This is a genomic window from Oceanobacter sp. 5_MG-2023 (genome assembly GCF_030548165.1).
Lineage (GTDB): Bacteria > Pseudomonadota > Gammaproteobacteria > Pseudomonadales > Oceanobacteraceae > Oceanobacter.
In genome coordinates this window covers 66,589-89,863 of the sequence record NZ_JAUORS010000005.1, presented here as the reverse complement: position 1 = coordinate 89,863, position 23,275 = coordinate 66,589, and the positions used below count along the sequence as shown (strand labels likewise).

The window sequence follows — 23,275 nt, the reverse complement described above, 5'->3', positions numbered from 1 at the left end:
GCCTAACGGTCGTTCTGCACAGCATCGTCAGCGGTTGTAATTTCATAACACGGGGTATATTCCCCGGTCATCTTCATACGTCCACTCGCGACCATATGAGCCAGCAAGGCGTTCATTTCTTCCATGATTTTCGGGTCACCCTGTAACTGATACGGGCCATGCTCCTGTACCCGTTGAATGCCAGCGGCCTTAACATTGCCGGCGACAATACCAGAAAAGGCACGGCGTAAATCCGCAGCCAATTGGTGCCCCGGTGCATCGAAGGACAGATTCAGGGCAGACATGGCCTTATGAGTGGGGTCGAACGGGTGTTGGAATTCGGCCGGGATGTGCAAGGACCAGTTAAAAAAGTAGGCATCCTTTTGTTGCTGGCGCCAGAGCTGGACACTGTGAATCCCTGTCTTCATGGCCTGGGCAACCGCCTGGGCGTCATTAATGATCAACTGGTAACGGGCCTGGGCCGGTGCCCCCAGAGTGGTACCGATAAAACGGTCAATGGCACGCAGGTAGTCACCGCTTTCTTCTGGCCCGGTGATGATAACGGGGAAAGGCAGTGTGATGTTCTTCGGGTGCGTCAGAATGCCCAGCAAATACAGTAATTCTTCTGCTGTGCCTGGCCCGCCAGGGAAAATAACAATGCCGTGCGCCATGCGCACAAAAGCTTCCAGACGTTTTTCAATATCCGGTAAAATGACCAGTTCATTAACAATGGGGTTGGGCGCTTCGGTGGCGATAATACCAGGCTCGGTAATGCCGATATAACGACCGTCGCGATTGTGCTGCTTGGCATGGCCGATGGTGGCACCCTTCATCGGGCCTTTCATGGCGCCCGGGCCACAGCCGGTACCGATGTCGAGGCCTCGCAGGCCGAGGTGATAACCAACTTCCTTGCAGTATTTGTATTCATTGCGGGGAATGGAATGTCCCCCCCAGCACACCACCAGGTTGGGCAGCCGGTCGGCGCAGAGTACATCGGCATTTCGCAGCAAGTGAAAAATCGCATTGGTGATGCCATCGCTGTCGTTCAGATCAAAGCGCTGGGGCTTGATAATGGAATCCTGCGCATAGAGGACATCGCGCAAGACCGAAAACAGTTGCTCCCGCACACCGCGGATAATGTCGTTGTCGACAAAGGCACTGGGAGGCGGGTTGACCAGTCGTAATACCAGCCCACGATCTTCCTGTTCAAAATGAATATCGAACGGCTGATAGGCCGCTTCCATATCAATATAGCTGTCACTCTGGCTGCCAGCATTCAGGACGGCGTAGCAACAACGGCGTACCAGATCGTGCTCCTGGCTGCTGACATCGCGTAGCTGCTGAATTTCGTAGCGCGATAAAACACGCAGGTGAGTTTTCGGGTGAATCAGTTCGTAGCTGCTCATAATGCTATTATTTCCTGCCGTCGGTCGTATTATTACTATACGACACCTGTGAGGAATCGGCCGTATTTGTGTTCCGTGCATGGTGTTGCCGGCGGTGTTGCAGGGCGGTGTTGCAGGGGTGTGTGGTTACGGAGCGCGGTTTTAGCGTCGGATGACGGCCGAAATCCAGCAGATTTTTTCCCGAATCAAGGTTCTTTGTCTACGCTTGTAGATACTGCTGATGATCCTTGATGATCATTTGTGTCGTCAGATCGCATTACTTTTGTTACATATAATTACAAAAGGAATGGGCATTCTCAGCGGAATCATACTTTGGAGGGATGAGTGTGGTTGCTTGGGCAGATTATATTCCTCTTACAGTTGTGACATCGCTGTGACAGAGGATGTTTCCTTGCTGGGTCACAGCACTAATAACAATAAAACGACAGGTAGTAATATGGTTAACAAGACGATTCTCAGTCTGGCCATGGCGGCAGCAACCGCAGGCTTGGTTGGCTGCAACATCAGCAGTGTGGATGGTAACAGTGACGTTGATCAAACACCGGTGCAGGCCGGTAGCGGTGACAGTCTGGATGCCTTTGTTTCTCCGGTGTTTAATCCGGCGACGTCAGAACTGCCGCTGAATATCGATTTTCTGTTCCAGACCTACCCAACCAATGATGATGGTTCGGCTGTTGATGCCACCGATGCCGATGGCACGCTGTATTATGAAGCGGGTAAAGACATTGAGCCGCTGACGGCGACAGGCAGCATCAATCCAGACTACAACCCGGTCTATGATGCCATTAACGATCTGGATGGATTCTCGGCAACGGCTCCGTTTGATATCGCTTTTGATGGTGAATTATCGACCGAGGTACCGAGCGGTTCGGTTTATCTGGTGCCACTGAACTACGACGGTGGCCCCAAACTGGGTAGCCTGGTCAGTAGTTCGCCGTATTTGTATCAGGATATCCCGGCCATTCGTGCCGAGGTGGTGAGTTATACCGATGGCAGCCTGAATAACAACGTGCTGCGTATCAGCCCCGAAGAACCGTTGCTCGAAAGTACCCGTTATCTGGTGGTTGTGCTCGACAGCCTGTTGGGTGCCAACGACAACCAGATTGATGCCTCGACGCAATACAAATATTTGTCTGACCCGGATCTGGATGCCTACGTTGATGAGCTGGCCTCCGCCAAAGTCGCGATTGAAGGCTGGCAGCAGCTGGCAGAGGGTTTTGTCGGTAGCGTATTGCAACGTAACGACGTGAATGTCGCTCTGGCCTATACCTTCACTACCGGTGGTTCAACGTCGGTGATGAACGCGATGGCCGCACCGGGCAATGCCAACAGCGCCTTGAGTAACAAGGATATTCCGGCGTTGGTGCAGCATTACCTGAATACCACCGACGATGATGCCACAACACAAATGGCCACCGTCACCATGATGACCAGTGGCGACACCGAAGCAGCGACGGCCCTGATTCAGGGGAATGCGCTGTTATCGACCTTACCGGCCCCGGCCCCCCGCAAAACCGATTTCAGCAGCAGCGCTTCAGTACCTTCTGCGTTGCTGGCCGACGGCTTGCAGGCGACTTTCCGTAGTGGTCGTATCGAATTACCTTATTATCACAGCGCGCCGGACGGTGCTTACAGTGGCGAAGACCCAACCAGTGGTTATGCCTGTACGCCGACAAGCGATACAGATGATAGCTGTTTGTCGCAACAGCTGAGCGCCGCCAATGTGATCACCTCCCAATGGCAGTCGGATGCGGAAGTGATCAGTAATATCCAGCTGGCGCTGGGCGCTGATGCCGCTACCGCTGCGGCTTATACCGCACCGTCAGAAAACGTCACCGACCTGTTTCCGTTTGCTGCTGCCCAAGGCACGGTATCGGCCCCGGTACTGGTGGTTGAACCTGTCGCCAGTTGTGAAAAACCGGCCACTGGCTGGCCGGTGGTGATTTACCAGCACGGCCTGAACTCCCAGCGACTGGATACTCTGCCGCTGGCCGACCAGTTCGCCCAGAACTGCTATGCCACTGTCGCGATTGATCTGCCCTTACACGGTGTGATGCCGACCGACACCGTCGATTTGTCTGCGCTGTTGGGGGCTGAATTTGCCGCCGTACCGGCTCTGGCGATTGTCGAAGGCAGTGAGAACAGTGACAACAGCGCTTCCAGCCTGTATGCGCTGGCACAAACCGACGGCACGACGGCATTGCTGGAAAAAGTCACCGAGATAGTAACAGCGCAAACCTACAGTCAGCGCCACTTTGGCTTGACCGCAGATGGCGTGGCACCGACAGCCGTCAGCGCCACCGATGCTTCGGCCAACAGCTCCGGCTCCTTGTATATCAACTTTGTCCGCTTCCAGACCACCCGGGATAACACCCGTCAGGCAGTGATGGACTTGCTTAACTTGAATGCCTCGATTCCCTTTATGGATATTGATGGCGACGGCAATGGGGTGTTAAACAGTGCCCCGGATTTTGATGCCAGCCATATCTATTTTGCCGGTATCTCACTGGGTGCCATTGTGGGGACGGAATACGTGGCGATTAATAACGCCAACACCCTGACGGCTAACGCAGCTGGCAACAGCGCGCTGAATCCGATTCAAGCGGCAGTGTTCGGGGTGCCCGGAGGCGGATTGGCGAAGATGCTGGAAAGCTCAGACGCTTATGGCCCGACGATTGTGGCAGGACTAACCGACCCGGACAGCTTTAATCTCACCCAGGGCGGGTCAGATTATGAATCCTTGTTGTACGTGTACCAGGCTACCGTCGATGCGTCTGATCCGGTTAACTATGCCGCGCAACTGACTGCGACCGGAACGCCTTATACGCTGATCGAAGCCGTCGGTGATCACGTGATTCCCAATGCGGTGGATGCTGCGCCGTTGGCGGGTACCGACCCACTGATCGATGTACTGGGTGCCACATTGGTGGATACCTCCTCGGATTTGTCGGCCAGCAGTCCGGTACAGATTGCCTTCCGTCTTGCCGATGAGTTGAGCAGTCATAGCTCCATGGCAGTACCGGATAGCAATGATGCATCGACAGAAACGGCGGCGACCTTTGGTGTTATCGCCAACCATATTGTGAGCCTGTTTGACGATCCTGCTGCTCCGACTCTGGTCGATGACGGCGCGGGTATTGTTGAAGCAGTGACAGAATAAGGCTGAGAAACCGAGGCGACTATGAATAATAAGAATACAGGCGGGCACGCTATGAAAAAGCTTCCATTGGCTCTGGCCATTTCGGCTCTTGCAGCCACTTCAGCCCAGGCTACCGAGTTTTCGGTGGGCGCGGTCGACATGCGACTGGACAACACCATTAGCGCCGGGATTGCCTGGCGACTGGAAGAGCCGGGGGCAGAGCAAATCATGCCGGGTAACGGCGCGGCTACGGGCAACAGTGCATCTGGCTCATCGTATAACTATGACGACGGTACGCTGAATTATGGCAAAGGTGATGTCTACACCCGGGTGATCAAGTGGACATCCGACCTCGAAATGAGCTACGAAAACTATGGTGGCTTCTTTCGGCTGCGGGCGTTTTACGATGACGCCATCATGAATGACTCAACCGATTTCAAAGACCTCAGTGATGAAACCAAAGACGCTGCCGGTAGCGGTTACGACCTGCTGGATGCCTACGTCTGGGGGGATTTTGATTTCGGTGAAACGCCGGTATCGGTGCGCCTGGGGCGTCAGGTATTAAGTTGGGGTGAGAGCACCTTTATCCAGGGTGGTATCAACAGCATTAACCCGGTGGATGCCTCGGCCTTCCGCAAACCGGGCGCTGAGCTGAAAGAAGGCTTGCTGCCCGTCAATATGCTGTATACCTCCGTCGGTTTGACGCCAGACCTGTCGGTAGAGGCTTTTTATCAGCTGCAGTGGGAAAAAACCCGTACTGACCCTTGCGGTACGCTCTTCTCAAGCTCGGACTTTGTCGCTGATGGCTGTGGCCCGGTGATCTTGTCGGGCACGTCCAGCGAGCTGGATATTCTGGCGGCACGGGATCAGGAAGTGGCCGACAACCAGCCGTTGTCTGAGCGTGTGGCGCCGGTGGCCGAACGCTTGCCAGATGGTGAACCCAAAGACTCTGGCCAGTACGGTCTGGCCTTTCGCTGGTATTCCGAAGCGCTGGGTGACACGGAATTTGGTGCTTACTACATGAATATTCACAGCCGCTTGCCGTTTATTAATGGTGTGGTGGTGAATAAATCCGACAGCAGTTATTACAACGCTGATGCCACCTACGAGAGTAACTATCCGCTCTACCAGATCGCCTACCCGGAAGACATTCAGGTCATGGGGTTAAGCTTTGCAAGGGCCACGGAAGGCGGCGCTTCCATATCCGGTGAGGTCAGCTATCGTCCGGATATGCCTCTGCAGTGGAATGCCTTCGAGCTGTTGTTGGCGGGTAACGCCGCACCTTATAGCCGTTTGTATCAACAACGACTGGCGGAAGCCGGTGGTGATCCAACGGATCTGTCGGGTGAGTTTGCCATTGGTTACGACGAGTTTGATATGTGGCAGGCCCAGGCAACCTATATCACCTTCCTGGACCGGATACTGGGGGCTGATCGGGCGGCGCTGGTGGCCGAAGTGGGGGTGAGCTTTATTCCTGATCTGCCCGATACCGATGATGCACGTTATGGCCGTTCCGGTGCCTATGGCATCGGTAACAACGATGGCGTTTACAGCGCCGCCGGAGATACCAACTTCTGTACGGCCGATACCGTTCCAGGGACGGACGAAGCCAACAGCGGCCAGAATGCCAACACCGACAACTGTACTGACGATGGTTATGTGACCCAGTTGTCCGGAGGCGTGCGCTTCCGTATGTCGTTCGACTACAACAATGCCTTGGCCGGGGTGAATATCACTCCGATTATCTCGTTGGCGTATGACAAGGGGTATGGCCCGGAGCCGGGTGCCCAGTTTATTGATAACCGCCTGACCACAGGTTTGGGGCTACGCTTTGTATACCTGAACACCACGTCGGTTGACGTGAGCTACAGCAACTACTCTGGTGGCGATTACAACACCATGAAAGACCGCGACAATATCAGCCTGTCTGCAGCCTACTCATTTTAATTGGCAGCCAGCGGAACAAGCGAGGAATACAGCATGATCAAATCAACGATTCGCGTACTGGGCAGTGCCTTGATTCTGTCACTGCCGGTGTTGGCAGTTGAAGCAGCCGTCCCGGCAGCAGAAGCGGCCAAACTGGGTAAAGAACTGACACCGGTGGGAGCCAACAAGGCCGCATCCGGCGATATTCCAGCCTGGACAGGAGGGCTGTTACAGCCTCCTGCGGGGTACACCAAAGGCGGCAAACTGGTCGATCCTTTTACCGATGAAAAGCCGCTGTTTGTGATCGACAGCAGTAACTACAAACAGTACGCCGATCACATATCGGATGGCCAGCAAGCCATGTTCGAGAAATATCCGGATAGTTATCGCATGCCGGTGTACCCGACTCACCGGACTGCGGCCTACAGCGACAGCATTTATCAGGAAACCGCCCGTAACGCCACAGCCACCAAGCTGGTGGATGGCGGTAACGGCCTGGAAAATTACGTTCAGGGGACACCATTCCCGATACCGTCCAATGGTCTGGAAGTTATCTGGAACCATATCGTCCGTTATCGTGGTGGCAGTGTTGAACGTACCATTGGTCAGGTGACACCACAGGAAAACGGTGCCTATACACTGGTACGCTTTCAGGAAGAGTTTACCTTCAGGGACAAGCTGACCGACTATAATCCCGACGAGGATGACAACGTCCTGTTCTACTTCAAGCAGGATGTACTGTCACCGGCGCGTTTGGCGGGCAATGTGCTGCTGGTGCATGAGACTCTGGATCAGGTTAAAGAACCCCGTAAAGCGTGGATCTATAACGCCGGATCGCGCAAGGTGCGCCGTGCTCCTGCCATCGCCTATGACAGCCCCGGAACCGCGTCTGACGGCATGCGTACCTCGGACAACTTCGATTTGTACAACGGTGCGCCTGACCGTTATGAGTGGAAGCTGGTGGGTAAACAGGAAATGTACATTCCCTATAACAGCTACAAGCTGAAGTCTGGCCAGCTGAAATATGACGATATCGTTCAGCCCGGTCATATCAACCAGGATGTCACCCGTTACGAATTACACCGGGTTTGGAAGGTGGAAGCGACGCTGAAAGACGGTATGCGCCATGTCTATGCCAAGCGGGTGTTCTATATCGATGAGGATTCCTGGCAAGCGGCAGTGATTGATCATTATGACGGTCGTGGCCTGTTATGGCGGGTAGCAGAAGGACATGGCGTGATGTACTACAACGCCACTGTGCCATGGTACGGACTGGAAGTGTTGTACGACCTGACTTCTGGCCGTTATCTGGCACTGGGACTGGATAATGAGGAAGAGGGTTCGTTTGTATTTGGTGGCGAGCGCTCATCCCGGGACTATTCAACATCGGCCTTGCGTCGTTCTGGTCGCCGTTGATTGTATAGGCCAAAGGTAACCACCGCTTGCAGATGACCCCGTGGTCATTGCTGGCAATACGATCCATAACATTTGCTTAACAGCGCCGTGTGAGTACTCACACGGCGCTGTTTTTTTTGGCGGAAACCTGAGCGTCAGAGATGAATCACCAAGCTGGCCAGGTATTGATTGGAAGCATCCTTGTTTACAAACTCTCCGCGTACTTGCAGTTGGCTGTTCAGCCGATAACCCACTCCGACGCCGGTCAGAATGCCGTCGTCATCGCCGACATCAATACCAACCCGACCAATCAGGGATAACTCCGGATTGATTTCCGGCAGGTCTTTTTCCACAACCGCCGCAATCCACAGGCCGCTGATGCTCTCATCGGTGTTGTCAAAGTCATCGGTCTGGCTGATACCCAGCTCCATGCTGGTGTGAATGCCTCCATCGATTGACCCCATGTCATACCCGACCAATCCCTGCAGGCCTCCAGCATCGGCACTGCTACCGCCGAACGGAGAATCAATGGTGTTATAGGAGAGACTGCCACCGAGATACAGTTTGCTGGTGTCCATGCCATCGGCTTGAACGGCCGTTGCCGCGCAGAACAGCGTGGGCAGCAGGAGAGTGGGTAGCATTAAACGAGTCATAATAATTCCTTAACACATGTTAGATAACAATAAGTGAGCGTATCACTGCCATAACAGACCCATAACAGGCCCATAACAGGCCCATAACAGGCCCGGCGCTGGTTCAGGCAAACGGTTCAGGCAAACAGTACCAACGGCTCCTGTTGCAGCGCGGCCTGCTGTTCGCGCAAGGTCAGGATGTGCTCTGACCAGAAGCGGTGGCTGTCAAACCAGGGAAAGGCGATAGGGAAGGCCGGGTCATCCCAACGCTGGCACAACCAGGCAGCGTGTTTCATTACGCGTATGGTTCGAAGGCACTCCACCAGTGAAAGTTCCGTATAAGGGAAGGGGCGGAACATCTCGTAGCCGTTACGAATCACATTGAGCTGGGACACCTGTTCATCACGGGCGCCGCTCAACAACATCCAGATATCCTGCATGGCCGGGCCTTGTAAACAATCATCGAAATCGACCATCCACAGCTGTTCATTACGTAATAACAGATTGCCGGGGTGTAAATCGCCATGTAACCGGATGGTACGGAACGACCTGGAAGACATCTGTTGCTCCAGGCTTGCTACCAGTTGCGGCCAGATGCTTTGGTAAACAGCGTGGTAGTCCAGAGGCATATGACCTGAGGCCAGTACCGTGTCGGCGGCCTGGGCCAGATCCTCAGCTCCCAAAATCAGTGGGCGATGATCAAAGTTCTTCCAGCTGCCTACCTGGTGCAAGCGCGCCAGCCAGCGACCGAGCAACTCCAGGTCGGCATTGGAGGACAGTTCCGGGGCATGACCACCACGACGTGGAAACAGCGCAAACAGAAACGGCTCGCTGTAGAACAGGCTTTCGCCGTCGATTTGAATCGGGGCAACCACCGGAATTTCTTCTTCGACCAGATCAAACATGAAAGCGTGTTCTTCCAGAATCGCCGCACGGCTCCAGCGATCGGGGCGATAGAACTTGGCGATCAGTGGTTCGCTGTCTTCGATGCCGACCTGGTATACCCGGTTTTCATAGCTATTCAGCGGGAATACCCGGGCGTCACAGAGATAGCCTACGGACTCAATGGCATCCATCACCCGCTCCGGGGTCAGGTTGGCGTAAGGATGTGTGGTAGACATAATCGGCCCTCGTCTGGATTCAACGGGCGATTATGCCTGACTCTCTGGCAAGCCACATCCATGCAATGCTAACGGCATGGTCATTCCAGGGGGTGGTGTTCGCGCCAGAGCCCAGACTCCAACAATGGCTGCCCCTTGCTGCTTCAGCAAGGTCGCTACCGCATCGGCCGTGGCACCGGTGGTGAGTACATCGTCAATCAGCAGCAGGTGCATGCCGTGCAGGGATTGCTGGCCGCTGTCGAACTGTTGCCGGGCTTGCTGCAAGCGGGAAGCGCGGTGCTGGCCTCGTTGTGGGGTACTGCCTCGACGGCGTAGCGCCTGGTGTAATATCGGTTTGTGATGACGGGAAGCCAGTTGTTCACAAATAATCCGGGCAGGGTTAAAGCCGCGCCAGAGACGCTTGCGCCAATCGGATGGCACGTACACCAGCGCATCGACCTGGGTAATCGCCGCGGGTGGATGATGGGCCATCCAGTGACCCAGGCGTAACAGCCACTCATAACGACGGCGGTCTTTGGCCTGGCGTAACCAGTGACTAACCGGTGTTTGGTAAGGTAAAAAAATGTGAGTGTAATCAAAAGCCGGTGGCGTTTGTTGGCAATGCTGGCAGCGGCGTTCGTTGTTATTGAGTAACTCACCACACTGGCTGCACGCCGGATAGGGGGTGCGCAGCACTTCTTCACAGTGGTGACACAAAAAACCACTGATGCTCTTGCTGACCGAGCTCTGGCACCATTCACAACGAAAGTCCGACAGCGGCCCGGCGGCTGATGGACGGGACAGAGACCGCTGTCTGGGTAGCTGGTTTTGCTGCTGTTTTTGTTGCTGCTGCTGTGGGTTGCCTGCCATCGTCTTCCCTGACTCTGATTGGGTATTGATTGAATACTGATTGTTGATAAAACGTAGCCACTATCCTGCTTGGAGGGTGATATCGGGTCAATGGTTGCTAATCCGTATTGTGCCTTCTCGGTGGTGGAATTTGTGTCCTATGCTGGGTTGATAGCCGTTGTTGTGTTGGCGCGGGATTGTGCCTGCTGCCAGTGTCGGGATGACAAGTCATTGTTGTGTGTTTTTGCTTGACAGAGCTATAAAGCAAACGTATGTTTCAAACAGTTGTTTTAAAACATCAAGTGATACGCCACGGCAACACACGCGCATGACGCGGTCACCGGGCGATCAAGCAACAACGGAACAACGAAATAGCAACAGCGTACTGGTTCATTGATTGATGGCCGGTACGACTACTAATAAACAGAGCGCCATCAGGCGACCCAAACCAGTCAGGCGACGAGGTATCCCTAATGCCAGAATACAAAGCCCCCCTGCGTGAAATTAAATTCGTTATGGACGAGCTGCTGGATATGCCGTCCCATTACGCCAATATTCCTGCTTACGCCGACGTGGCGACTCCGGACATGGTGGATGCCATCCTTGCTGAAGGCGCTCGTTTTTGTGAACAAGAGCTGGCACCGCTGAACCGTGTCGGTGATATCGAAGGCTGTCAGCGTCACGAAGATGGCACCGTCACCACACCGACCGGCTTTAAAGAAGCCTACGCCAAGTTTGTTGAAGGCGGTTGGCCGTCTCTGGCCCATGACGAAGAATTTGGCGGTCAGGGTTTGCCTGAATCACTGGGGATTGTGATTTCCGAGCTGGTTGGTTCATCCAACTGGTCTTGGGGGATGTACCCCGGCTTGTCTCACGGTGCCATGAACACCATTGAACAACACGGCACCGATACCCAGAAAGCCACCTATCTGACCCGTCTGGTCTCTGGTGAGTGGACCGGCACCATGTGCCTGACTGAGCCGCATTGTGGTTCTGACCTGGGGATTCTGAAAGCCAAGGCAGAGCCAAACCCGGATGGCAGCTATGCCATTACCGGCACCAAGATCTTTATTTCTGCCGGTGATCACGATATGGCAGACAATATTATCCATATCGTGCTGGCCCGTTTGCCTGGTGCTCCGGCTGGTACCAAGGGTATCTCGCTGTTTATTGTGCCCAAGGTACTGCCGAATGAAGACGGCACGCTGGGAGATAAAAACGCTGTTGAATGTGGCTCGCTGGAACACAAAATGGGCATTCACGGCAACTCTACCTGTGTCATGAACTTTGATGGTGCCCAAGGTTGGTTGATTGGGCCGGAGAACAAAGGCCTGAACTGCATGTTCACCTTTATGAACACCGCCCGTATCGGTACTGCCTTGCAAGGTTCTTCTGCGATGGAAGCGTCTTATCAAGGTGCTCTGGCGTATGCCAAAGAACGTTTGGCGATGCGTTCACTGACCGGGGCAAAAGCGCCGGAAAAAGCCGCCGATCCGATTATTGTGCACCCGGATGTCCGTCGTATGTTGTTGACGCAGAAAGCCCTCAACGAAGCGAGCCGGGCACTGGTGTATTTTGCCTCGCAGCAAAACGACATTGTCAAAAAAGCCGAGACCGAAGCCGAACGTAAAAGTGCTGAAGAGCTGCTCAGTTTCCTGACGCCGATTGCCAAGGCCTTCCTGACCGAAGCTGGTTGTGAAGCAACCAACCTGGGTATGCAGGTGTATGGTGGCCATGGGTATATTGCGGAATGGGGAATGGAGCAGCTGGTGCGGGATACCCGGATTGCGACCATCTATGAAGGAACCACGGGTATTCAGGCGCTGGATTTGCTCGGCCGTAAAGTATTGATGACGCAAGGGGCGAGCCTGCGCACCTTCACCAAGATCGTGCACAAGTTCTGCAAGGCGGAGTCGGGTAATAAAGCCTTGTCCAAACTGATCAAGCCCTTGATGGAAGTGAACAAGGAGTGGGGCGACCTGACCATGAAAGTGGGGATGGGGGCGATGAAAAATCGCGATGAAGTAGGCGCCGCTGCTGTCGACTATCTGATGTACTCCGGTTATATCGTGCTGGGTTACTTCTGGGCGCGTATGGCCAAGGTAGCTCAGGACAAGCTGGCTGCAGGTACCAGTGAAGAGGCCTTCTACAAGGCCAAACTGACCACGGCAAACTTTTACTTCCGCCGCATCCTGCCCCGTACCCGGATGCATGCTGCCACCATGACAGCAGGAGCCGCCAGTCTGATGGATATGGCCGAAGAGGATTTCTCTTTCCTGTAAGCCGGTCGCGATTGCGCTGATGGATACCAGCCACTCTTCGGAGTGGCTTTTTTATGCCTGGATTATGTGTCTGGGTTGTACGGCTGGATTGTACGGCTGTGTTGTACGGCTGGATTGTACCGTGTGGATATGAAACCGGCTTGCATGGCGCTTGGCCAGTGCTGGATGTTGGGCGTTGGGTAGCCACAAAAAAGCCGCTGGTATCAGCGGCTTTCAGAGCTATTTAACAGGGTTTTAACGACAAGGTTCAGGTTGCCTGAGCAACAATCGAGGCCGTGCGACGATTACGATTAACCCGTTTTTCATGAATCTTGCGGATTTTACGCTGGGCCTTTTCAAACGCATCCCTGACAGCAACATACATATCTTCGTGGTCAGAGTTGTCGTGATTGTCATGGGTGATCGCGACAGTTTCTCCAGGCAAGCCAACCTCCAGCGACACATGAGCCAACTTGCCTTTATAGCTGTGGTTATGTGGCATGGCGACAACCGCACGAATCCCGGTGATGTCGTCAAAGGTGGAGATAAGTTTGGTGGCTTTCTCTCGGATAGATGCTTCTATACCGTCTGAATGTTCGATGTCACGAAAACTGATTGCCAGACCTTTCATAAACGCTCCTTGGTTAAAATAAGCATGAGGCTACGCCGGGAAATCCGGCGGACAACATCGCGTTGGCGCTGTTGTCTTTACGCACGTGCCAAAGGGCAGATCCGTATTGGTATACAGACCGGTTTCTGGATCTTGCCGAGTGCGCCTGGATCGGTATATTTACCTCCCTTCAACGTAACGGTAGTCTTTAAAACCTTTATAAAACAATAAGTTGCCATTAACACTGGCGAACTGGAAAACATCTTTTGCCAGTTCTTGTTGTCGTGTCTCTGTCATTTCCTTATGTCTTCAGACTACATTAACTTGTCACAAGGTCAATCATCTGGATGTAACATTTTTATGTTTTTTTTGCGGAACTTTTTGCCTTGGATGCAACAGTGAATGGGCGCGACGAATTCGCATTGGGCAGGGTTTGAATGCGTGTTAGTCTGAGCGACAGTATCGTGGGCGGAGTGTCATGCAGGTATACAAGGTAAAGGTCGTTTTTTTTGATCTGGACGATTCACTGATTAACAAAGACGCAAACAGTCTCTGGATCAAATGGCGAGTACGCCGTGAGCGCTGGGCTTTGGTCGAGGCGACGCTGGCGCTGGCTTCCTTGTATCGTGCCTATAAAAAGGGTCGGGTAACACACTGGCGCTTGTCCAACTATTACAAGACCCGTGCTCGCGGGATGGCTTTGTCTGTATATCAGCAGCGGGTGGCGCAATTTTTTGCCGAGCGTGGGCACCTGCATATTTATCCGCAAGCGGCTTCGCTGTTATTTGCCTACCAGCGCCAGGGGGTTGAACTGGTGATGATTACTGGCGCTGATGATTATGTTGCCCGTGCTTACGCCGACGCGCTGGGTATCACTCATGTGATCAGTAATCGCCTCAAGGTGGTGAATGATCGTATCGTCGGCTTGCAGCGCCCCTTGTGTTACGGCAGTGGCAAGGTTGGCCTGGCCCGGGCATTTTTGCGTGAGCGTGGCCTGAAGTTCAGTGATGCCGCCTTTTATACCGACAGTCATGCAGATTTACCCTTGCTGGAAAAAGTCGCCCAGCCAGTGGTGTTGAATCCGAACGCTCGTTTACGTGATGCAGCGGCCTTGCGCAGTTGGCCTTGTCTGGACTGGCGACCACTCAAAAACTGAAATCAACCATTGTAAGGCTTGCCGGAGGTGGGCCTTCTGGTATGATCTATGCTCGATTAAATCACGACTAGGGAGCCCGTGGTGTTCTACCCTCTGGATCGTCCTCAGCAACAGGGCCAGCTACTCGCCCGTCGATGGTGATAAACGCCTGATTTCCTGCATCACACAAAAGGATGCATCCGTTATTGCGTTTACTCACACTCAGGTTCCTATTATGACTCCGCAAGAATTTGAAACTCTGGTTGCCCAGGGCTACAACCGTATCCCTGTGTCGCGCCAGGTGTTGGCCGACATTGATACCCCTCTCAGTACCTACCTCAAATTGGCCGACCGGCCTTATTCCTACCTGTTCGAATCGGTACAGGGTGGGGAGAAATGGGGGCGTTATTCAATGATCGGATTACCCGCCCGCCATGTTATCAAGGTAACGGGCCATCGGATTATCCGGCAAGAAAACGGTGACACGGTCAGCGAGCTGGAAGTGCGTGACCCGCTGCAATATATCAGCGAGTTACAGCAAAGCTACAAAGTCCCGGACTTGCCCGGCTTGCCGCGTTTTCAGGGCGGGCTGGTCGGCTACTTTGGTTACGATACCGTGCGCTATATCGAACCCCGGCTGGAAAAAGGTTGCCCCGCTGATGAGCTGAATACCCCGGATATCCTGCTGATGGTGTCCGAAGAAGTGGTGGTGTTCGACAACCTCAGTGGCACCTTGCATCTGATCGTGCTGGCCGATCCGCAACAGCCCAACGCGCTGGCGGTGGCTGAACAGCGTATCGAGCAACTGCGCGAACAGTTGCGTCAGCCCTATCAGGGGGAAATAGGCCAGCCGTTGGCGCAGCCGCGCGAGGTCGAGGAAAAAGATTTTCGTTCAATGTTTGGTGCCGATGAATTCCGTGCGGCAGTCGCTTCGATCAAGGATTACATCTTCGCTGGCGATATCATGCAGTGCGTGATATCCCAGCGGATGCAGATTCCGTTTGCCGGTGATCCGGTCAATATCTACCGCGCCCTGCGAACGCTGAACCCGTCACCCTATATGTATTGCATGCATCTGGGTGACTTTCATGTGGTCGGTTCTTCACCAGAGATTCTGGCCCGGCTGGAAGATGGTGAAGTCACGGTGCGGCCGATTGCCGGTACACGCAAGCGTGGTCACAACGCCGCTGAAGATCTGGCGCTGGAGCAGGAATTACTGGCCGATCCGAAAGAAATCGCCGAACACCTGATGTTGATCGATCTGGGGCGTAATGACGTTGGCCGGGTTGCCCAGACGGGCAAGGTAGAGCTGACCGACCGGATGGTGGTGGAGCACTACAGTCATGTGATGCATATCGTTTCCAATGTCACCGGGCAAGTGAAAGAAGGCACCACGGCCATGGATGTACTGAGAGCCGTACATCCGGCCGGTACTTTAAGTGGTGCGCCCAAAATCCGGGCAATGGAAATCATTGATGAGATGGAAAGCACCAAGCGTGGTGTGTATGGCGGTGCGGTCGGTTATCTGAGCTGGAATGGCAATATGGATACGGCGATTGCCATTCGTACCGCGGTCATCAAGGACGGCATGCTGAATATTCAGGCGGGAGCCGGGATCGTGGCCGACTCGGTGCCGGAAATGGAATGGCAGGAAACCCTGAACAAGGGTCGCGCCATGTTCCGTGCCGTTGCTCTGGCTGAAGCCGGGCTGGATCAATAACGACCTGCAGACAGGTCGCTACCTACCGAATGAATGACAGGGGCCTGATGCCGGGCGCCGTTGGAGTACAGCATGCTGGTAATGATAGATAACTACGATTCTTTTACGTACAACATTGTGCAATATTTCGCCGAGTTGGGCGCAGAAGTACGGGTGTTTCGTAACGACGAGGTGACGCTGGAGCAAATAGAGGCTCTGGCTCCTGATCACCTGGTTATTTCCCCGGGGCCTTGCACGCCGAATGAAGCCGGAATGTCGATGGCCGCTATCCGGCACTTTGCCGGCAAGGTGCCAATTTTGGGAATTTGTTTGGGCCATCAATCGATTGGGCAGGTATTTGGCGGCACCATCGTACGAGCCGGACAGGTCATGCATGGTAAATTATCGGCCATTCATCATGGTGATGTCGGTGTATTCAAGGGCCTGACCAATCCCTATCAGGCGACCCGTTATCATTCTTTGGTGATTGATAAAAACACCTTGCCGGATTGCCTTGAAGTGACGGCCTGGACCCAGAATGACGATGGCAGCCAGGAAGAAATCATGGGGATTCGACATCGCGAGCTGGCGATTGAAGGGGTTCAGTTCCATCCTGAATCCATTCTGACTGAGCACGGCCATGACTTGCTCAACAATTTTTTGCACATGCGGCTGAACTGACCAGGAGACTGATATGGAAATGCGTGCTGCCCTCGCTCGGGTTGTCGAACGTAATGACCTGACGACGGACGAGATGACCGACGTTATGGGACAGATAATGGCCGGACAGTGTGACGATGCCCAGGTCGGTGCGTTTCTGGTTGCCTTGAGAATGAAAGGCGAAAGCATCGATGAAATCGTCGGAGCCGTCCGGGTTATGCGAGAGCTGGCCCATGGCGTCACCATTCATCCGTTACACGCGGTGGATATTGTGGGGACCGGTGGTGATGGATCGAACCTGTTTAATGTCTCGACGGCTTCATCCTTTGTGGTAGCGGCGGCCGGCGGCAAAGTGGCCAAGCACGGTAATCGCGGAGTGTCATCAAAATCCGGCAGCGCCGATTTACTGGAAGCTGCAGGGGTCAAGCTGACGCTGGATGCCACTCAGGTGGCCCGTTGCATAGAGGAGCTGGGCGTGGGCTTTATGTTTGCGCCTCAGCATCACAGTGCCATGAAGCATGCGATTGGTGTGCGCAAATCGCTGGGCATGAGGACAATTTTTAATATTCTCGGGCCAATGACCAATCCGGCCAGTGTCCCGAACCAGTTGATCGGTGTGTACAGCAAAGAGCTGGTACGGCCGCTGGCAGAAGTGATGCAGCGGTTGGGCGCGGGCCATGTCATGGTGGTACATTCAGACGATGGGTTGGATGAGATCAGTCTGGCGGCTCCAACCTTTGCGTGTGAGCTGTATATGGGTGAGTTGCGGGAACGTATCATTCGTCCGGAAGAGCTTGAGATTGAACCTCGCAGCCTGAGTGGTCTGACGGTCAATGGCGCCGAGGAAAGCCTGGCACTGATTCAGGATGCACTGGGCAAGCGTAAAACCGAAGCCGGTCAAAAAGCCGCCGATATGCTGGCGCTGAATGCCGGTGCTGCGATTTATGTTGCCGGTCTGGCGTTGAACCTGAAAGATGGTGTCAGCATGGCGCAAGACGCGATTTATTCGGGTCTGGCACTGGAAAAAATGAAAGAGCTGGTCAGCTTTTCAGTCTGTCTGGCCGAAGATGGTGCGGCCTGACGGCGGCGAAACCAAAGGCGAATAACGCAGTGAATAACGAAACACCAACCGTACTCCGAAAAATTCTCGCTACCAAGGTGGTGGAAGTCAGACAACGGCAGCGTGAGCTGCCGGTCGTCGAGCTGAAAGCGCAGGCACAGGACCAGGACCCGGAACAGTTGCGAGGCTTCTGTCAGGCCATGCGTACCCGTATTGATGCGGGTGATCCCGCGGTGATTGCTGAAATCAAAAAGGCATCACCCTCCAAGGGCGTGATACGAGAAGATTTTGTGCCGGGTGCGATTGCCGAATCTTACGAGCAAGGCGGTGCAGCGTGTTTGTCGGTGCTGACAGATCATGAGTATTTCCAGGGCCATGAAGATTTTTTGCAGCAGGCGCGTCAAGCCTGCTCGCTGCCGGTGATCCGCAAGGATTTCCTGGTCGACCCCTATCAGATTTATGAAGCCCGCATGCTGAATGCCGATTGTGTTCTGCTGATCGTCTCGGCGCTGTCGAGAATGCAGCTACAGGATCTGGAAGGCCTGGCTCATGAACTGGGAATGGATGTACTGGTGGAAGTGCATGACCACGATGAGCTGGAATCAGCCTTGACGTTGACCACGCCGTTGCTGGGAATCAATAACCGCAACCTGCATACGTTTGAAGTAACGCTGGAAACCACTTATGGATTATTGGCGTCGATACCCGATAACCGCTTGCTGGTGACGGAAAGCGGGATTCTGCAGCGTGCCGATGTGGATGCCATGCGTCAGCGTAACGTGCACGGTTTTCTGGTTGGCGAAGCCTTTATGCGGGCACAAGATCCGGGTGAGGCATTGAGTCAGCTGTTTTTCTGACCATCACTGGTTATCCTGATACGCGTTACAAACAAAAAAGCATTGCCACAGGCAATGCTTTTTTTGGTCGCAGCTTTGGCTGGCGTAGCGCACAGCCTGCTCAATGATTGTATGTACAGCTAGCGGGTGCCGTAGACCACCATGGTTTTGCCTTTGACTGATACCAGGCCACCATCTTCAAGGTCTTTTAATACACGACCAACCATCTCACGGGAACAGCCAACGATGCGGCCAATTTCCTGACGGGTAATCTTGATTTGCATACCATCGGGGTGCGTCATGGCATCTGGCTCCTTGCTGAGTTCCAACAGGGTGCGGGCCACTCGACCGGTTACATCCATAAACACCAGATCACCTGCTTTGCGGGTGGTATGGCCAAGGCGATGTGCCATTTGACGGAACAGGCGGAACAGTAATGACGGGTTCAGTTTGACCAGTTCTTCAAATTTGCTGTAGCTGATTTCGGCCACTTCGCATTCGGTTTTGGATTTTACCCAGGCGGTGCGGGTTTTGTGTTCTTCATCAAACAGGCCCATTTCACCAAAAAAGTCACCCGGATTCAGGTAGGCCATGATCATATCGCGGCCATCTTCGTCTTCAATGATGACGCTGACGGAACCTTTAACCAGATAGTACAAGGTATGACTTTCTTCTCCAGCATAAATCAGAGTGCTGCGCGCCGGATAACGGCGTCGGTGACATTGAGACAAAAAGTCTTCCAGGTAGGGATCCTTTTGGGGCAGTCTTACCAGGCTCATAGTTGGGCTTCCAATCCGGTACTGATGCAATTATTGCTCATGAACAGAATAAGTTAAACAGTATGTCAGTTTGTGACGCAGTGCGTTAGTGCTTTTATCATTACAGAGCGTATGGTTTTCAGTTCCGTGAACCAGATCATTAATATTGGTCATATAGGGTAAATATCGCGTAAGCCGTTGATTTATATGTTAGATCGATTTTTTCAAAAGGCAGAGGATACTACTTTTTGCCGGACTGCTGACGTCTGCAGGAGCAGTTAAATTGTATCTTATTGTTAAAATGACAAAATACGGCAGTAGGGTGACACGTCTGACTGAGACAATTTAACCGGGCGTGCTGGTTATGATACGCTCCGCGCCTTCCTCCAATAACTGTGCTGGTTGATAAGATGAAAGCAGAAATCAAGTGGGTAGATGGGGCCATGTTCCTGGGTGAATCTGGCAGTGGTCACACAGTTGTCATGGATGGACCAGAAGATCACGGCGGCAGAAACATGGGCGTCCGGCCAATGGAAATGCTGCTGCTGGGGCTGGGCGGTTGTACCAGTTTTGATGTCATGAGTATCTTGACCAAGCAGCGCCAGCAAGTGACCGATTGTGTGGCCGCCATTGAAGCGCAGCGGGCCGATACGGTGCCGTCGGTTTTTACGCGCATACACGTACACTTCAAGGTATCTGGCAAGAACCTGAAGGCGGGCAGTGTCGAGCGGGCTGTGGCTTTGTCGGCAGAAAAATATTGTTCAGCATCGATTATGCTCGAACAGGCTGGGGTTGAAATTACTCACAGTCATGAAGTGATTGAAGCCTGATATCAGGTATTCAGACCGAAGGTTAACCTACTTAACATCCACACCACCGCATCAGGCGGGGTTGATGAGGATACGCTATTGAACGACAAGTTGCGCCTGCACGGCTTCAACAACCTGACCAAGTCCTTGAGTTTTAATATCTACGATATTTGTTATACCCAGACCGAGAAAGAGCGCCAGGAGTATATTGAATACATTGATGAGCTTTATAACGCCGATCGTCTGACCCAGATTCTGGGCGATGTGGTGGATATTATTGGTGCCAATATTCTGAACGTGGCTCGTCAGGATTATGAACCCCAGGGTGCAAGTGTAACCATTCTGATTGCTGAGCATGAAGTGCCGCCCAGCGATGACCTGATGGAAGAGAAGCCGGGGCCGCTGAGAGATTCTGTGGTGGCACACCTCGATAAAAGCCATGTGACCGTGCATACCTACCCGGAAAGCCATCCGGATGGCGGGATCAGTACTTTCCGGGCGGATATTGATGTATCGACCTGTGGGCTGATTTCACCCCTGAAGGCTTTGAACTATCTGATTCATGCGCTGGACTCCGATATTGTGACGGTGGATTATCGGGTGCGCGGTTTTACCCGCGATGTTGATGGCAACAAGCATTATATTGATCATGATATCAACTCGATCCAGAACTACCTGACCGAAGATACCCGTAACGCCTATCAGACCATCGATGTGAATGTGTATCAGGAAAATACCTTCCATACCAAGATGCTGCTGAAGGATTTTGAACTGGATAACTATCTGTTTGGTGAAGCTGCGCTCAGCCTGAGTGACGCTGAACGGGATGTGATCGAGAACAAGGTGCGCAAGGAAATGCTGGAGATTTTCTACTCCCGTAATATGCCAGATTAAAGCAGTTCTGCAGTACTCCGGGGGCGGCTGTGATCAGCGCGCTGCCCGGTATCAGCCAGCGGCTGTTTCGGCTGCCCCGTTCTGGTGTCAGTCTCTTGATCTTTTGGGGTGATTCAGCTTTCTTTGCGTAGCTGTAATTGCCAGCGCCATTCGTTGTCGCTTTCCATGTGGAAGGCAGGGGAGTCACTGTCATAGTCGCCGGCCTGGCGCTGATGGATGGAAACACCAATCCGCCAGCCTCCTTTCCATGAATAATCCAGATAGCCGCCAGCATTGTGGGTCGATGTATTGTGGACGGTGATATCACTGCTGTCGCCAATCGCCAGATGCGTCGACGGGCCCTGATAACACCAGTAGGCACCGATACGGGCATGGCGCAGGTACCAGTACTCGACACTGGCTTTGACCACTGAATCCGGGGTCTGGTCCAGTCGTCGCCGTTGTTCAATCACCTCGCTACCGCGAATGTCGGAGTCATACAGATTGACTCCCAGCTCGATGATCAGCGGATTGTCTCCCCGTTGTAACGGCTTGCGCATGGTCAGGCTGACGCCACGTAATACCGCCGGGACGGCGCTGTTGACCGGAGTGACCTGAAATTGCCCTGAGGTGGTGGCACTGTAAAGATAATGAATCGGCTGATAGATGCTGCGCTGAAACAATGACAGCACCACACCTTCTTCTTCGGCCCGGACGCCGGTCTGGAACTGGCGTTGGTAGCGGATCACATAAGACGTCATTTGTTCGTCGACCAGGTCGGCATTGCCGATCCATACCAGCTCTTCGTCGTCCAGGTTATGGGGTACGCGGTCGCTGGCACGGGCCGGGCGGATACTTTGACCAAGGCTGATTTGCAGCTGTTGGTGATAGTCGAGGCGGCGGCTTAGAATTGCACTGGGTAACCAGTAACTGGCGGTGGCGATTTCAGATTGCTGGTCCAGATTCTGGCTCCCGGCGTTATCCTGGCTGAGTTCATAAGACTCGAGGCGTAGCCCCAGGGTCAGCCGAGTGCCGGGAGTGACCTGCCAGGCATCCTGCACAAATGCAGAAGCCCGATTCTCCTTGAACTTGAGCCGTTGCTGGCCGGTGCCAGAATAAAAAGTGTTTTGTTTGCGTTGCTGATAGCCAAGGCCCAGGGACCAGCGATGTTCGTCGCGAGTTTCTGCCAGTGTCCAGTGGAGTCGATAACGGCTGGCATTCTCGTCGTTATTGGTGGTGTCGCGCTGCTGCTGTTGCTTGAACTGTTCGCCCGCCAATGACACTTGGCTGATGAGGCTATCACGGCGATGGCTGGCATTCAGGCGCAGGTGCTGGTTTGTCCGGTTATGCTGGTAAGACGTATCACTCAGACCCGGGTGAGTGGCATCGTAACGCAGGGTGAACGGCAGTGGCTCGTGTTGGCGGTCATAGTCGCTGTTCATCAGAATCAGTTCACTGCTCAGGCGAGTGGCGGTGGACCAGGTCATTTGGTGGGACAGCCGGAAGGTGTCATCCTGTTGCTGACGCCGTTGTGACCAATCCTGATTCAGGTCAGCAGTGGTGAACGAGCCCTGGCTGTGGCTGACCTGACGGATGCGGGAGAGCCCGACGCGCAGGTTCGGGGATGGTGAGGCATCTGCCAGTAGCTGATAACCCTGGTAAGGGCCGCTGATACCAGCCAGATAAGTATCGGGGCTGAACTGGTCTTTGAGAATAAGATTGATGGCCCCGGCGGCACCGCCTCCCCAGTCCTGATCTGCCTGGCTGTTTTCACTGATGTCGATACGCTTGATCATGGCTGCGGGAATACGTTCCAGCGCCACTCGTTGAGCATTACTGTCGCCCAGTAATGGCTGGCCATTGATCAACAGGCTTTGATAGCTGCCGCTCATGCCGTAGAGAAGTACGTCATCTTCCAGATTAAGGTTCTTGCCCAAACCGGCTGTCGGGAGTTGACCGAGCAGGTCGAGGGCGGTCAGAGGCAGGAAGCGATTATAATTTTCCGGGTCGTAGGACAGTGTGGCGTCATTGGCCTGGGCTGTCGTTGCTGCTCCGAATAGCAGCATCAACAGCTGAATAACTCCAGACCCAGTGAGACACTGATGCTGCTTGATCTTGGCCACTGGTGCGGTGCGGAACATGAAACAT

The 23,275-nt window shown here is 53.8% G+C and carries 18 protein-coding genes; 11 read left to right on the top strand and 7 right to left on the bottom strand.

Translation table 11 applies throughout. The features are described 5' to 3' along the window. Positions 1-2 precede the first annotated feature (2 nt). Positions 3-1,385, bottom strand: a complete 1,383-nt coding sequence (ppnN, locus tag Q4551_RS05070) for a nucleotide 5'-monophosphate nucleosidase PpnN (protein ID WP_303432172.1) — start codon at positions 1,383-1,385, stop codon at positions 3-5. A gap of 436 nt (positions 1,386-1,821) precedes the next feature. Here ppnN and Q4551_RS05065 point away from each other — a divergent pair, with 436 nt between their 5' ends. The 3 genes from Q4551_RS05065 to Q4551_RS05055 are packed head-to-tail and all read left to right on the top strand — an operon-like array spanning position 1,822 to position 7,866. After that, positions 1,822-4,545 carry a hypothetical protein gene (locus tag Q4551_RS05065; RefSeq protein ID WP_303432171.1) on the top strand — a complete coding sequence of 908 codons (2,724 nt, stop codon included), beginning with the start codon at positions 1,822-1,824 and terminating at the stop codon, positions 4,543-4,545. 51 nt (positions 4,546-4,596) lie between these two features. Continuing rightward, positions 4,597-6,471, top strand: coding sequence for a DUF1302 domain-containing protein (locus tag Q4551_RS05060; RefSeq protein ID WP_303432168.1), 1,875 nt, complete (start codon positions 4,597-4,599; stop codon positions 6,469-6,471). A 33-nt stretch (positions 6,472-6,504) separates the two neighbouring features. Then, a complete protein-coding gene (locus Q4551_RS05055) occupies positions 6,505-7,866 on the top strand; it encodes a DUF1329 domain-containing protein (protein ID WP_303432165.1) in 1,362 nt (453 codons plus the stop codon). Between the two features lie 134 nt (positions 7,867-8,000). Here the strand turns inward: Q4551_RS05055 and Q4551_RS05050 are convergent, their stop codons facing one another. The 3 genes from Q4551_RS05050 to Q4551_RS05040 form a co-directional block, all read right to left on the bottom strand. Further along, on the bottom strand, positions 8,001-8,498 hold the full coding sequence (locus tag Q4551_RS05050; protein WP_303432164.1) for an outer membrane beta-barrel protein: 498 nt from the start codon (positions 8,496-8,498) through the stop codon (positions 8,001-8,003). Positions 8,499-8,614: 116 nt separating this feature from the next. Then, a complete protein-coding gene (locus Q4551_RS05045) occupies positions 8,615-9,598 on the bottom strand; it encodes a serine/threonine protein kinase (protein ID WP_303432161.1) in 984 nt (327 codons plus the stop codon). Between the two features lie 30 nt (positions 9,599-9,628). Next, on the bottom strand, positions 9,629-10,447 hold the full coding sequence (locus Q4551_RS05040; protein ID WP_303432160.1) for a ComF family protein: 819 nt from the start codon (positions 10,445-10,447) through the stop codon (positions 9,629-9,631). 452 nt (positions 10,448-10,899) lie between these two features. Here Q4551_RS05040 and Q4551_RS05035 point away from each other — a divergent pair, with 452 nt between their 5' ends. Next, a complete protein-coding gene (locus Q4551_RS05035; protein ID WP_303432158.1) occupies positions 10,900-12,708 on the top strand; it encodes an acyl-CoA dehydrogenase C-terminal domain-containing protein in 1,809 nt (602 codons plus the stop codon). A gap of 247 nt (positions 12,709-12,955) precedes the next feature. Here Q4551_RS05035 and Q4551_RS05030 read toward each other — a convergent pair whose 3' ends face one another. Beyond that, positions 12,956-13,318, bottom strand: a complete 363-nt coding sequence (locus Q4551_RS05030) for an HPF/RaiA family ribosome-associated protein (protein WP_303432156.1) — start codon at positions 13,316-13,318, stop codon at positions 12,956-12,958. A gap of 457 nt (positions 13,319-13,775) precedes the next feature. Between Q4551_RS05030 and Q4551_RS05025 the strand changes: the two genes are divergently transcribed. From Q4551_RS05025 to trpC, 5 genes are all read left to right on the top strand, one after another. Then, a complete protein-coding gene (locus Q4551_RS05025) occupies positions 13,776-14,453 on the top strand; it encodes an HAD family phosphatase (protein ID WP_303432155.1) in 678 nt (225 codons plus the stop codon). Positions 14,454-14,667: 214 nt separating this feature from the next. Then, complete coding sequence (gene trpE, locus Q4551_RS05020; protein ID WP_303432153.1) at positions 14,668-16,152, top strand: anthranilate synthase component I; 1,485 nt, start codon at positions 14,668-14,670, stop codon at positions 16,150-16,152. Between the two features lie 72 nt (positions 16,153-16,224). Then, complete coding sequence (locus Q4551_RS05015) at positions 16,225-16,812, top strand: aminodeoxychorismate/anthranilate synthase component II (protein WP_303432152.1); 588 nt, start codon at positions 16,225-16,227, stop codon at positions 16,810-16,812. A 13-nt stretch (positions 16,813-16,825) separates the two neighbouring features. Continuing rightward, the gene (gene trpD, locus Q4551_RS05010; RefSeq protein ID WP_303432150.1) at positions 16,826-17,872 is read left to right on the top strand and encodes an anthranilate phosphoribosyltransferase; all 1,047 of its coding nucleotides are present in this window, start codon (positions 16,826-16,828) and stop codon (positions 17,870-17,872) included. Between the two features lie 29 nt (positions 17,873-17,901). Then, positions 17,902-18,708, top strand: coding sequence for an indole-3-glycerol phosphate synthase TrpC (gene trpC / locus Q4551_RS05005; protein WP_303432149.1), 807 nt, complete (start codon positions 17,902-17,904; stop codon positions 18,706-18,708). 119 nt (positions 18,709-18,827) lie between these two features. On the opposite strand, the gene crp is transcribed toward trpC, so the two are convergent. Beyond that, on the bottom strand, positions 18,828-19,466 hold the full coding sequence (gene crp / locus Q4551_RS05000; RefSeq protein WP_303432147.1) for a cAMP-activated global transcriptional regulator CRP: 639 nt from the start codon (positions 19,464-19,466) through the stop codon (positions 18,828-18,830). A 389-nt stretch (positions 19,467-19,855) separates the two neighbouring features. Here crp and Q4551_RS04995 point away from each other — a divergent pair, with 389 nt between their 5' ends. Together Q4551_RS04995 and speD are read left to right on the top strand one after the other, a co-directional pair. Continuing rightward, positions 19,856-20,275, top strand: a complete 420-nt coding sequence (locus Q4551_RS04995; protein ID WP_303432145.1) for an OsmC family protein — start codon at positions 19,856-19,858, stop codon at positions 20,273-20,275. 78 nt (positions 20,276-20,353) lie between these two features. Next, on the top strand, positions 20,354-21,148 hold the full coding sequence (gene speD, locus Q4551_RS04990) for an adenosylmethionine decarboxylase (RefSeq protein ID WP_303432143.1): 795 nt from the start codon (positions 20,354-20,356) through the stop codon (positions 21,146-21,148). A gap of 113 nt (positions 21,149-21,261) precedes the next feature. Here the strand turns inward: speD and Q4551_RS04985 are convergent, their stop codons facing one another. Beyond that, positions 21,262-23,268, bottom strand: coding sequence for a TonB-dependent siderophore receptor (locus tag Q4551_RS04985; RefSeq protein ID WP_303432141.1), 2,007 nt, complete (start codon positions 23,266-23,268; stop codon positions 21,262-21,264). Between the last annotated feature and the right edge of the window lie 7 nt (positions 23,269-23,275).